Source organism: Agrobacterium sp. LMR679 (genome assembly GCF_027157905.1).
Classification (GTDB): domain Bacteria; phylum Pseudomonadota; class Alphaproteobacteria; order Rhizobiales; family Rhizobiaceae; genus Agrobacterium; species Agrobacterium leguminum.
This window is the reverse complement of the sequence record NZ_JAPVOJ010000001.1, coordinates 1,919,792-1,931,965: the sequence shown is the minus strand read 5'-3', so window position 1 is coordinate 1,931,965 and position 12,174 is coordinate 1,919,792. Positions and strand designations below refer to the sequence as shown.

The window sequence follows — 12,174 nt, the reverse complement described above, 5'->3', positions numbered from 1 at the left end:
TCAACCCGCCATCCCCGTCCCACGACGGGGATGGCGGTCGATCAAAGCGCCAGAGCATCCTTCAGCGCCAGACCTTCCATCATGCGCAGATCAAGATCGGCCTCGATATGGTCGAGATGCTGCAACATCAGCGCACGCGCCTTTGCCGTATCTTTCGCCTCAAGCGCCTCCAGGAGATCGGCGTGATCATTGTGGCCGCAGCTTGAAACACCCGAGCGCCCGTAAAGCGCAATGACCAGCGACGAGCGGGCGACCAGCTCGTCCATGAATTTTTCCAGAATGGCGTTGCCGGCAAGCGAGGCCAGCATCAGGTGGAAATCGCCCGATGCCTTGATTTCCGCGCGTCTGGCACTCGGGCCGCGCTCATGCTGGTGGCGGCTTTCCTGCACCAGATGCTCACGCAGCCGCTTCACCGCCGCAGGCGTGATTTTTTCGATTGCGGCATCCACGACGCCGGGTTCGATCAACCGGCGCGACGCGAACACCTGCCGCGCTTCATCCGGCGTGGGATTGGAAACGAAGGCGCCCCGGTTGCGTTCGGCCTTCACCAGCCCCTCATAGGCCAGCATCTGAAGTGCGGCGCGCACCACCGTGCGGCTGACATCGAACAGTGTTCCCACTTCCGATTCCGACAGTTTGGTTCCCGGCGCCAGCCGCCGGTCGACAATGGCGTCACGCAGCGTATCGCGAATGGCCTGGGCACGGTCTTCATGCGAGGTGTCGGAATTAACGGTTATCTGGGAAAGGCTCATCGGTGCGTCCTGTTTGTTCTTGAGTTCTAGCGCGAAGTGCGTCGCGCGCAAACAGGAATTGCGGGCCGCCGCCGGTCTGCCACAATTCATTCAGCGCCCGTTCAGCAGCCCGGCTGTATTTCCTTAACCATCGAATTTGCAACTGGCAGCGCCCTGCCACCTGTATGGAAGAACACACCATGTCGTCCTTTGCAGCTAAAACCGTTCTGGCTGTCGCCGTCGCCGCCGCCACCATTGTGCCCTTCAACAGCGCATCCGCTGGCGACTGGGATCGCCGCGACCGTCGCGATGCTGCCATTCTGGGTGGCGTGCTCGGCCTTGCCGCCGGTGTCGCCGTCGGCTCCGCAATGTCGCGCCCGGCGCCAGCCTACGATGAGCGCGTTTATGTCGACGAGCCGAGCTATGTCTATGAAGAGCCGGATTACCGTTATTACCGCGCAGCACCGCAGCCGGTTTACCGCCCGGCACCAGTCTATCGCGCCCAGCCGGTTTACGATAGCCGCCCGGTCTACAACCAGCGCCGTACCTATCGCACCATCGAGCCCTGGACCAACGCCTGGTACGATTATTGCTCGCAGCGTTACCGCAGCTTCAACACCCGCACCGGCACCTATACGGATTATGACGGCCAGCGTCATTTCTGCGTCGCGGGTTGATCGGGAAGACCTTCAACACGGTTATTACCGTTATTGTCAGGCCGCGGATGGAACCGTCCGCGGCTTTTCCATGCGCGCTCCGCGCCAACTTACGCCGTGCCGCTCTTCACATAATCCGCCCGGTTGATGCCGTGGCGCTGCAGCTTGTCGTAAAAGGTCTTGCGGGCGATGCCGAGCGTGGCGATGGTTTCCGCCACGTCGCCATTCGATTGTTCCAGCGTTTCGCGGATGATGCGCGCCTCGATCTCGTCCATGCGTTCCGGCAAGGTGCCGGAGGCGGGGATTGTGGATTGTAAGGCAGGCGCGGTCGCCGCCTCCGTCTCCAGCCCCAGCACCACCCTTTCGGCGAAATGCCCGAGTTCGCGCACATTGCCCGGCCAGTCGTGGTCGTTGAGGCGGCGGGAAATGCCGGCGCTGATCTGCGGCACCGCCATGTTGAAACGGTTGGCGGCCTTGGTGACGAAATGGGAAAACAAAAGCGGAATATCCGCCTTGCGTTCGCGCAGCGGCGGAATGGACAGCGTCACCACATTCAGCCGGTAATAGAGGTCCTCGCGAAACGTGCCGCGCTCGGCCGGATCTCCAAGATCGACCTTGGCCGCCGCCACCACGCGAATATCGACCGGCCGCTCCTCATTCGACCCGAGCGGAGAAACCTCGCGCATTTCCAGCACACGCAACATCTTCACCTGCACCGCAAGCGGCATGCTTTCGATTTCGTCCAGAAACAGCGTGCCGCCGCTTGAGTGTTCGATGCGGCCGACGCGCTTTTTCTGTGCGCCGGTGAAAGCCCCCGGCTCATGGCCGAAAAGCTCGCTCTCGATCACCGTTTCCGGCAACGCCCCGCAATTCAAAGCCACGAAATTGCCCTTTGAGCGCTTCTTGCTCCAGCGGTGAAGGGCCGTCGCCACCACCTCCTTGCCGCTGCCCGTCTCGCCCGCCACCAGCACATCCACATCCGTATCGGCAATGTGCCGCAGCGTAGTGCGCAGGCGTTCCATGGCAGGCGTCTGGCCGATCAGCGGCAGATCGTCCTCCGCCTGCCCCGCCGCCCGGCGAAGGGCGCGGTTTTCCAGCACGAGGCGGCGCTTTTCCAGCGCCCGACGGGCGCTTTCCACCATGCGTTCGGCCGGAAATGGCTTGGCGATGAAATCATAAGCGCCATTGTGAAGCGCATCGACGGCCATCGGCACATCGCCATGGCCGGTGATGAGGATGACCGGCAGATCGGCATCGATCTTGCGGACATGGTCGAAAAATTCCAGCCCGGTCATGCCGGGCATGCGCACATCGGTGATGACGACGCCGTCGAAATCCTCGCTCAAAGCCGCAAGCGCCTGTTCTGCGCGGGAAAACGACGTGACCGGCAATCCATCGAGTTCCAGCGTCTGCACCATCGCCTTGCGCAGCTGGGAGTCGTCATCCACCAGGAATATGGTTCCGTCCACCGTCATGTCATGCTCGCTTCAGAAATACGGAAAAACATGTGCCCGCCTTGCTGCTCGCCACCTCGATACGCCCGCCATAATCCGAAGCAATATCGTTGGAGATGACGAGACCGAGGCCGAGGCCGCTCTCCTTGGAGGTATTGAAGGGCGAAAAAAGCTGGGCGCGGATGACTTCGGGAATGCCCGTGCCATTGTCGCTGACGGAAAGCACGACCATATCGCCATCCTCGCGCACACGCACTTCGACACGGGCCGCCCCAGTCTCTTCAGTGGCTTCCAGCGCGTTTTGCAGAAGGTTGATGAGAATTTGCTCCAGCCGGATACGGCTGCCGAGCACCTTCAGGTCCTGATCCGGCAAAACGATATCCAGCGCATCCATCTGCCCGGAGAAGCGGCTGCGCAACAGCATGACTGCGCCTTCGATAACCAGTCGAACACTGACAGGCTCGGCGGCGGTGCGGCCCTTGCGCGCCAATATCTTCAGGTCGCCGGTAATCGTGCCGATACGCTCGGTCAGCGCCGCGATGCTTTCGAGATTTTCGGTGGCCTCGGACATGCGGTCGCGCTTCAGCAACGTGCGGGCATTGTCGGCAAAGGCGCGGATGGTCGCGACCGGCTGATTGATCTCATGCGCCACACCCGCCGCCACCTGCCCCAGAATGGAAAGGCGGTTGGCCTGCACCAGTTCGTGCTGCACATTGCGCAACTCGCCCGAGGTCTTTTCATGCAGGGCGATTTCGGCCTGCAGATGATCGCGGGTCTTGGTCAGGTCGCGGGTCCGCTCCTGCACCTTCATTTCCAGCTCCGTGCGGGCGCGCTGCTCCTCTTCCTTTTCCTTAAGCGCCTTGTGCCTGCGCCAGAGCCACAGGCCCGAAAGCGCCATCAGCGGCATCAGCGTCGCCAGCGCCACCACCCTGCCCTCTCGGATGGCGGCGTTCAGCGCCGGCGCGACGGGTTGGAGATAATGCAGCGTCCATGAGGTGGTAGGCACCGGCACTTCCAGCCGCAGATAGTCGCCGCGCTCCCTCCCAGGCTCATCGACATGAATGAGCGGAACACCCTCACTCGCGCGCCGCGCCGCCCGAAACGGCAGCGTTGAAAGCGCCTCATTACCGAATTGCAGGCTTTCGGAAATGATTTTCCGCCGCGCCTCATCGATCGGCGCGACGGTCTTGAAGCGCCATTCCGGTACGCTGGTCATCAGCACGACGCCATTTCTATCCACCACATAGACTGGCTTGCCGCCGATGTTCCAGTCTGTCTCCAGCCGGTTGAACTCGACCTTGGCAATGACGACGCCAAGCGGTCGCCCATCGGCGGCGTCGATGCGGCGAGAGATATAGAGACCCGGCCGACGGCTGACATTGCCGAGAGCATAATGTTCGGACATGCCGGTCTTCATCGCCGCCTGGAAATATTCGCGGAAAGCATAATTGGAGCCGACAAAGCTGTCGTCCTGCCGCCAGTTGCTCGACGCGATGGTCAATCCGGTCGGCCCGGTCACATAAATCACCGAGGATTGTGTGCCTTCAATCAGCCCCTCCAGCTTGCGGTTCAACCGGTCGAGGGCAGGAGCACCGCCGCCATCCAGCGCAGCAGCAAGATCGGGATCTCCGGAGAGGACAAGCGGAATGGCGCGCGGTCGCTCCAGCGCGACATTCAGGAGCGCGATCTTCAGTTCGGCATCCGTGGCGGCTTCGGAACCGGCCATGCGCAGCGCCTGATTGCGGGCGAACTCATCGGCCACCAGCAGAACGCCAAGGCTGACGAGCAGCCACAGGCCCGCCAGCGCCAGCCATTGCGCCCGCCGCTTCGCATGGGAATGAGATGCCTGATCCTGATAGGTCATGCGACAATTGTGCGGATTTACGCACAGACCGCAAGAGATTTTGTCCGGAATTCCGCACAAATGCATGTGGGCCAATGAAGCGCCAATAAAAACTACTTTTGAAATCAGCCAGTTACACCAAATAAGCAAGTCTGGCATGCGTATTGCACATGACTCCGCAATCGGCGCGAAGCCGTCAACGACACGGCGATCCCGGGAGGCCAATAAAGGCAGGGTGAGGCCGAGGAGGAAAAAACATGATCGATACGACAGCCGTGGCCGCAGGCCACGCCAAGCAGCCATTCTACAAGCACCTGTATTTCCAGGTTCTGGTGGCCATCATCGCCGGTATCGCGCTCGGCCATTTCTATCCGGCTTTCGGCGAACAGCTGAAGCCGCTCGGCGACGGCTTCATCCGCCTCGTCAAGATGATCATCGCGCCCGTCATCTTCCTCACCGTCGCAACCGGCATCGCCGGCATGAACGACATGAAGAAGGTGGGTCGCGTGGCCGGCAAGGCCATGATCTACTTCCTCGTATTCTCCACGCTCGCGCTCATTGTTGGCCTCATCGTCGCCAACACCGTGCAGCCGGGCGCCGGCATGAACATCGATCCGGCCACGCTGGATGCAAAGGCTGTCGCGACCTACGCCGACAAGGCCCATGAGCAGACCATCACCGGCTTCCTGATGAACATCATTCCGACCACCATCGTCGGTGCTTTCGCCAGCGGCGATATCCTGCAGGTGCTGTTCTTCTCGGTTCTGTTCGGTATCGCGCTCGGCATCGTCGGCGAAAAGGGCAAGCCGGTCACCGATTTCATGCACGCCCTGATGTATCCGATCTTCAAGCTGGTCGCGATCCTGATGAAGGCCGCCCCCATCGGCGCTTTCGGCGCGATGGCCTTCACCATCGGCAAATACGGCATCTCGTCCGTCACCAACCTCGCGATGCTGATCGGCACCTTCTACGTCACGTCCTTCCTGTTCGTGTTCGTGGTTCTCGGTGCGGTATGCCGTTACAACGGCTTCTCCATCGTCGCGCTCATCCGCTACATCAAGGAAGAACTGCTTCTGGTTCTCGGCACGTCATCTTCTGAAGCCGCCCTGCCGGGCCTGATGAGCAAGATGGAAAAGGCTGGTTGCAAGCGTTCTGTCGTCGGTCTCGTCATCCCCACCGGCTATTCCTTCAACCTTGACGGCACCAACATCTACATGACGCTGGCGGCCCTCTTCATCGCGCAGGCGACCGGTATCCACCTCTCCTTCGGCGAGCAGATCCTGCTGCTGCTCGTGGCCATGCTCTCCTCCAAGGGTGCCGCCGGCATCACCGGCGCGGGCTTCATCACGCTCGCGGCAACCCTCTCTGTTGTGCCTTCGGTTCCGGTTGCCGGCATGGCGCTGATCCTCGGCATCGACCGTTTCATGTCGGAGTGCCGCGCCCTCACCAACTTCGTCGGCAATGCGGTTGCCACCATCGTCGTCGCCCGCTGGGAAGGCGAACTGGATCAGGATCAGCTCGCCCGCGTGCTGAGCGGCCAGGAAGAGTTCACCGGCATCGCCGATGTGGATCAGCTTCCGGCTTCGGTGCAGCCCGCCGAATAATAAGACCTCCCAAGGTCCGGCCTGTCCCGGTTTCTCCGGGCAGGCACATATGGAAAGCCCGGCGCATCGACTGGATGCGCCGGGCTTTCATTGTTCAGGCTCTCGCCCATCAAACGGGGTTTTTATCGGCCGGAAGATGCGGTAGAGCCGAAGCGGAATAAATGCGATAAGCGGAGTGGCGGCATGAAGAACCTGTTTCTGGCCTGGCAATTCTGGGCGCTGCTATCGGCGGCCTTTGCGGCGCTCACCGCCATCTTTGCGAAGGTCGGCGTCGAAAATATCAATTCCGATTTCGCCACTCTCATCCGCACCGTCGTCATTCTCGCCGCCGCCGGCCTGATGGTTTACATCACCGGCAACTGGCAGCAGCCTTCCACCATCTCGGGAAAAACCTGGGTGTTCCTCGTGCTCTCCGGTCTGGCGACCGGCGCATCGTGGATATGTTATTTCCGGGCGCTGAAACTCGGCGACGCCGCCCGCGTCGCGCCCATCGACAAACTGAGCGTCGTGTTTGTCGCCGTCTTTGCGGTGCTGTTTCTGGGCGAAAGGCTGTCTTTGCCCAACTGGCTCGGCGTGGTGCTGATCGCCTGCGGCGCGGTGCTTGTGGCCTATCGGGGATAGGTCGGCCGGATAAACCGGCCGGCGCAATTGCTAGAGTTATCAGCCTCGGGCAGCCGCAACCTTGTCGAGACCACGCTTCACACCGGCAAACAGCTCGTCCAGCTGTTCGGCCGTAATGATGAGCGGCGGGCAAAAGCAGATGGATTCGCCGATAGGCCGGGTGATGACACCCTCCTCCTCGATGGCTGCGGCAAGGGCGAGCGTCGTATCGCCCGGCTTCATGCCCTCCCACGGTTTCACCTCCAGCGCGCCGATCAGGCCGATGCCGCGCCAGGAATGAATGAGCGGGTGATCGGCCAGCGCCTTCAGATGATCGAGAAACTTGCCCTCCAGCCGGGCGACATTACCGACCAGATCGCGCTCCTGAATGATCTTCAGGTTTTCCAGCCCCACAGCCGTCGCGACCGGATGGCCAGAGGCGGTGTAACCATGGCCGAAGGAGCCGATACGGTCGGATTCATCGGCAATCGGCTGGTAAAAATTGTCGTTCATGATGATCGCCGAAAGCGGCATATAGGACGACGAAATCTGCTTGGAGACGACAAGCACATCCGGCTTGATGCCGTAGGTCTCGCAGGCGAACATCTTGCCGGTGCGACCGAAGCCGCAGATCACCTCATCCACCACAAGCAGAATATCGTATTTCCTCAGGATCGCCTGTACGCCTTCCCAATAACCTTCCGGCGGCAGGAGAACACCGCCGGCGCCCATTACCGGCTCGCCCCAGAAAGCGGCGATGGTTTCCGGGCCTTCGCGGAGGATCAGATCCTCCAGCTCCTTCAGGATACGCGCGGTGAAATCCGCCTCGCTTTCCCCTTCCTTTCCAAAATGCACATAGGAGGGGCAGGCCGTATGCAACATGCGGTCCAGCGGCAGGTCGAAACTTTCATGGTTACGCGGCAGGCCGGTGATCGAGGCCGAAGCAATCGTCACGCCATGATACCCCTTGATGCGGCCGATGATCTTCTTCTTGTCTCGTCTGCCCAGCGCATTGGAGCGATACCAGACCATCTTGGCGACAAGATCGTTGGCCTCGGAGCCGGAGGAAGTGAAATGCACCTTGGACATCGGCACCGGTGAAAGCTCGATCAGCAACTCGGCGAGATCGACCGACGGGCCGTGCGTCTTGTAGGAAAAGGTGTGGTAATAGGGCAGCTTCTGCATCTGCTTCGTCGCCGCTTCCACCAGCCGCTGTTCACCGAAGCCGAGCGCCACCGACCACAGCCCCGCCATCGCCTCGATATAGCGCTTGCCGCTACTGTCGGTGACATAGATGCCCTCGCCGCTCTCGATCACCAGACCGCCGGTCTTTTCGAATTTGCGCAGATTGACGTTCGGATGCATCTGATAGGCGATATCGCGTGCCTCGACGGAATTCGGCAGGATGGTCATCGATGAAGGCTCCATTTTCGGTTGATGCTCGGCGTGTCAGACGTGCTGGCCGCCATTGATGTGAATTTCCGCGCCGTTGATGTAGCTCGACTGCTCCGAGCAGAGGAAATAGATGGTCTGCGCCACCTCGGCCGTGGTGCCGAGCCGCCCGAGCGGCACCTGGGCTTCCACCAACTCCGCCGTTCCGGGGGAGAGGATGGCGGTGTTGATCTCGCCCGGCGCAATCGCATTGGCGCGCACGCCGCGCGGGCCGAACTCATGCGCAAGCTCCCGCGTCAGCGCCGCGAGCGCCGCCTTCGATGTGGCATAGGCTACGCCGGCAAAAGGATGCACCCGTGAGCCGACAATCGATGTGACGTTGACGATGGAGCCTTTTGCCGCTTCCAGTTCCGGCAAAAGCGTGCGGGCAAGCAGCGCCGTCGAAACGAGATTGACGTTCAGCACCCGCGTCCAGATTTCCGCCGTCGTATCCATGACACCGAGACGGCTACCGCCTTCGCCCTTCGGCGAAATTCCGGCATTGTTGACAAGCGCCGCAAGCTTTCCCTCCGGCAGGCGTGAGCGCACCTCGTCCGCCAGATCGTCGATGCGGGACAGGTCCTCGAGATCGGCCTGAATATGGCTCTCCCGCGCCGACGGCCAACGGCATTCCTCGGAGAAAGGTTGCCGCGATACGGTGAGAATTCTCCAGCCCTTTTCCTGAAACAGCTTGACGGTGGCGTGCCCTATTCCGCGGCTTGCGCCGGTCAGAAGCATATAAGGAACAGCCATATGAGAACTCCTGTGCCATGCGGACCGTTGAGCCTGCCGCGCATTCAGCCCCGCATGTTAGAGCGCTGCCACCGGCTGACAAGGTCTTTTTTGTCGCGGCGCAGCGATGGCGGATCGGCGACGGGCTAATCCCATTTGATGCACGGCTTTCACCCGAAGGGAATATTTGAAGCCGACCGTTTACCCATAAAATGAAGCCTCCCGAATGTGTGATCAGTATTGGGAGGGGGACGAATGCGCATCGATATCATCGACACGGACGCCGGCTTCGAGGCGATCCGCGAAAACTGGGATGCGGTGTTCATGGCCGATCCCCATGCCCGGCATTTCCTCTCCTGGGGGTGGCTGAGGGACTATATGCCGCGCCGCAGGCGCTGGTTCATTCTTGCGTTGCGCGAACGGGCGGAAGGCTCGCCCTATGTGGCGTTTTTCCCGCTGCGCATCGTCACCGAACCGGACAAGAAAACCGGACGCTTCCACGACAGCATCGTCATGGCCGGCAATGCGGCGGCGGATTACACCGGTTTCATCACCCTGCCGGACTATGAAAATCACGCAGTCGCCGGTTTCTGTTCCTATATCCGCCAGCAGAACTGGACCGAGCTGAAGCTCGATTATCTCTCCGGCCCGCCGGAACGCCGCGAGGCGATGATCCGCGCACTTCAGGGCCCGCTCGTCATGTTTCGCGACAACATGCCGACCAACCCCTACAACATCAACAATTGCATCTGCCCGGTGGTGGCCCTGCCGGAGACGTTCGACGGCTATCTCGACAGCCATATGAGCAGCCAGACCCGGCAGAAGCTGAGGCGTTTCCTGAGAAAAGTGGAGGGCGGCGACGAATATCGCATCACCTTTGCAACGAGGGAAACAATCAAGCGGGATATGGATATCCTGTTCGATTTCTGGCGCATCCGCTGGGCGCCGCACAAGGGCAAGGAACGCACGGAACTCCTGATCGGCGCGACACGGCAGATGTTGATGGATGTCTATGTCCGTGGCGATCTGGAAGTGCCGGTACTGTGGTTCGGCGAACAGCCGCTCGGCGCGCTCGCCAATATCATCGACCGCCAGAAGAAATCGGTCCTGTTCTACATTACCGGCCGCGACGAGAACTGGAAGACCCCTTCCCCCGGCCTCGTGCTGCATGGCCATTGTATTCGCAGGGCAATCGAGCAGGGGTTCAAAACCTATGATTTCCTGCGCGGCAACGAGCCTTACAAATATTTCTTCGGGCCGGAGGAGCAGAAGCTGAGCTGCACGCTGTTCCGCACCCGCTCGGGCGACAATCTCGGCGGCACGCTTCACCCGCGCAGCATCCGTTTTGTCTACGAACAGGCCCTCAAACTCTATAAGACCGGCCAGAAGGCGGCCGCCAATATTGCCTTCGCGCAGGTGCTGACTGCGGCGCCGGACCATCTCGGCGCGCAATTCGGGCTCGCCAATCTGTTGTTCGACCGGGGCGAATTCCGGGAGGCCGAAATCGCATTTCTCAGCCTCCTGGCCGCCGGGCAGGAACCCGTCGTCCTCTGGCTGCGCATAGGCGAGGCCCGGCTGGCGCAGCAGCACTACCACGAGGCATCCGAGGCCTTCCGCCAGGTGACCAATCGCGCGCCCTTCCACCGGGAAGCGCTTTACAAATGCGCCGTGGCGCTGATTGCCGCCGAAAGAACGGTGGAAGGTGCGGAAATCCTCGACAGGCTGCAGCACTATCATTCGGACGATGCAGCGCATCTGGAATATGCGGAAAAGGCCCGTGCAGCCCTTGCCCGGCTGGAACTGGCAAAAGCCAAGGTTTCGCTGCCAGCCGATGTCGTCACGCTCGCCATCAAGCCGAAAACGGTGGGCAAACGCTGGCACCCGCCAAAGGTTTTGCATTAAAGGCAACGCCCTGTAAGTTGCGGCAGGAAAAATCGGCCGGACGACTTGCAAGGATTTCTGATGTTTCTGACCAACAAGGACATGCTCGATCTCATTGAGCTTCGCCATGATCTGCACCGTCATCCGGAAATTTCCGGCGAGGAGAAGGAAACGGCGCGGCGCATCCGCGCTTTCCTCGAGCAGGCGCGGCCCGACCAGCTTTTCACCGATCTCGGCGGCCATGGCGTGGCTGCGGTCTATGACAGCGGCAAAAGCGGCCCGGCGATCCTGATCCGTTCAGAACTCGATGCCCTGCCCATTCACGAAAAGAGTGACGCCGAATACCGCTCCGGCACCGACGGCAAGGGCCATCTTTGCGGCCACGACGGTCATTCCACCATTCTGACAGCGCTGGCGCTCGGCCTTTCCCGGCAGCGCCCGGAGACCGGCCGCGTCATCCTTCTGTACCAGCCGGCGGAAGAAACCGGCGCGGGCGCCGCCGCCGTCCTTGCCGACCCGCACTTCGAACACATAAAGCCGGATTACTCCTTTTCACTCCACAACCTGCCGGGCCTGCCTTTCGCCCATGTCAGCGTCGTGGAGGGACCGGTCAACTGCGCGTCGCGTGGTGTCAAAATCCGCCTTTCCGGCAAGACCGCGCATGCTTCCTCGCCCGAACAGGGCATTTCGCCCATGCGGGCCATCTCTCAGCTGATGCCCGCCTTGGCCGAACTCGGCTCCGGTTTCCCGCCAGAGCCTGATTTTTCGATGGTGACGATCACCCATGCCGCGATGGGCGAAGCCGCTTTCGGCATTTCCCCGGCCGATGCAGAAATCTGGGCGACGCTGCGGACACTGACCGACGACCGGATGGAAAAACTCTGCGAGGCTGCGGAAACTCTGGCTAAAAAGGTGGCGGACGAACAGAAGCTGACGCTCGACATCTCCTATGACGATATTTTCCTGCATTGCGAAAATGCACCCGACGCTGTGGAATATATCCGGCGCGCGCTGGACGAGGAGAAAATCTCCCACGGTTCGGAGGGTCTGCCCATGCGGGCTTCCGAGGATTTCGGCCGCTTTCGCGCCGTTTCGTCATCGGCGATGTTCTTTCTCGGCGCAGGCCAAGACTATCCCAACCTGCATAATCCGGATTACGACTTTCCGGATGCGCTGATAGGCACCGGCGCGCGCATCTTCATGCGCATCATCCGCAACCTCACCGACGCGAAATAGCGGCGG

Annotated in this window: 10 protein-coding genes; 5 read left to right on the top strand and 5 right to left on the bottom strand. The window is 61.1% G+C overall.

The features are described from left to right. Window positions 1-41: 41 nt before the first annotated feature. Window positions 42-752, bottom strand: a complete 711-nt coding sequence (locus O3W47_RS09000) for a GntR family transcriptional regulator (RefSeq protein WP_269313503.1) — start codon at window positions 750-752, stop codon at window positions 42-44. Window positions 753-931: 179 nt separating this feature from the next. On the opposite strand from O3W47_RS09000, the gene O3W47_RS08995 reads away from it, so the two are divergent. Beyond that, window positions 932-1,408 carry a BA14K family protein gene (locus O3W47_RS08995; RefSeq protein ID WP_035220876.1) on the top strand — a complete coding sequence of 159 codons (477 nt, stop codon included), beginning with the start codon at window positions 932-934 and terminating at the stop codon, window positions 1,406-1,408. An 89-nt stretch (window positions 1,409-1,497) separates the two neighbouring features. Here O3W47_RS08995 and O3W47_RS08990 read toward each other — a convergent pair whose 3' ends face one another. Both O3W47_RS08990 and O3W47_RS08985 read right to left on the bottom strand, forming a co-directional pair. Further along, window positions 1,498-2,862, bottom strand: a complete 1,365-nt coding sequence (locus O3W47_RS08990) for a sigma-54-dependent transcriptional regulator (RefSeq protein WP_269313502.1) — start codon at window positions 2,860-2,862, stop codon at window positions 1,498-1,500. 1 nt (window position 2,863) lies between these two features. Then, a complete protein-coding gene (locus tag O3W47_RS08985) occupies window positions 2,864-4,705 on the bottom strand; it encodes a sensor histidine kinase (RefSeq protein ID WP_269313501.1) in 1,842 nt (613 codons plus the stop codon). A 236-nt stretch (window positions 4,706-4,941) separates the two neighbouring features. On the opposite strand from O3W47_RS08985, the gene O3W47_RS08980 reads away from it, so the two are divergent. Together O3W47_RS08980 and O3W47_RS08975 are read left to right on the top strand one after the other, a co-directional pair. Then, window positions 4,942-6,288 (top strand): dicarboxylate/amino acid:cation symporter, encoded by a 1,347-nt coding sequence (locus O3W47_RS08980; protein WP_003519920.1) that lies wholly within the window; start codon window positions 4,942-4,944, stop codon window positions 6,286-6,288. 183 nt (window positions 6,289-6,471) lie between these two features. Beyond that, window positions 6,472-6,909 (top strand): EamA family transporter, encoded by a 438-nt coding sequence (locus O3W47_RS08975; RefSeq protein ID WP_269313500.1) that lies wholly within the window; start codon window positions 6,472-6,474, stop codon window positions 6,907-6,909. A 39-nt stretch (window positions 6,910-6,948) separates the two neighbouring features. On the opposite strand, the gene O3W47_RS08970 is transcribed toward O3W47_RS08975, so the two are convergent. Both O3W47_RS08970 and O3W47_RS08965 read right to left on the bottom strand, forming a co-directional pair. After that, entirely contained in the window at window positions 6,949-8,301 is a 1,353-nt protein-coding gene (locus O3W47_RS08970) for an aspartate aminotransferase family protein (protein ID WP_269313499.1), read from the bottom strand. Window positions 8,302-8,337: 36 nt separating this feature from the next. Further along, window positions 8,338-9,072, bottom strand: a complete 735-nt coding sequence (locus tag O3W47_RS08965; RefSeq protein ID WP_003524050.1) for an SDR family NAD(P)-dependent oxidoreductase — start codon at window positions 9,070-9,072, stop codon at window positions 8,338-8,340. A 234-nt stretch (window positions 9,073-9,306) separates the two neighbouring features. Between O3W47_RS08965 and O3W47_RS08960 the strand changes: the two genes are divergently transcribed. Together O3W47_RS08960 and O3W47_RS08955 are read left to right on the top strand one after the other, a co-directional pair. Continuing rightward, the gene (locus O3W47_RS08960) at window positions 9,307-10,953 is read left to right on the top strand and encodes a GNAT family N-acetyltransferase (protein ID WP_269313498.1); all 1,647 of its coding nucleotides are present in this window, start codon (window positions 9,307-9,309) and stop codon (window positions 10,951-10,953) included. Between the two features lie 60 nt (window positions 10,954-11,013). Continuing rightward, entirely contained in the window at window positions 11,014-12,168 is a 1,155-nt protein-coding gene (locus O3W47_RS08955) for an amidohydrolase (RefSeq protein WP_269313497.1), read from the top strand. Window positions 12,169-12,174: the final 6 nt, after the last annotated feature.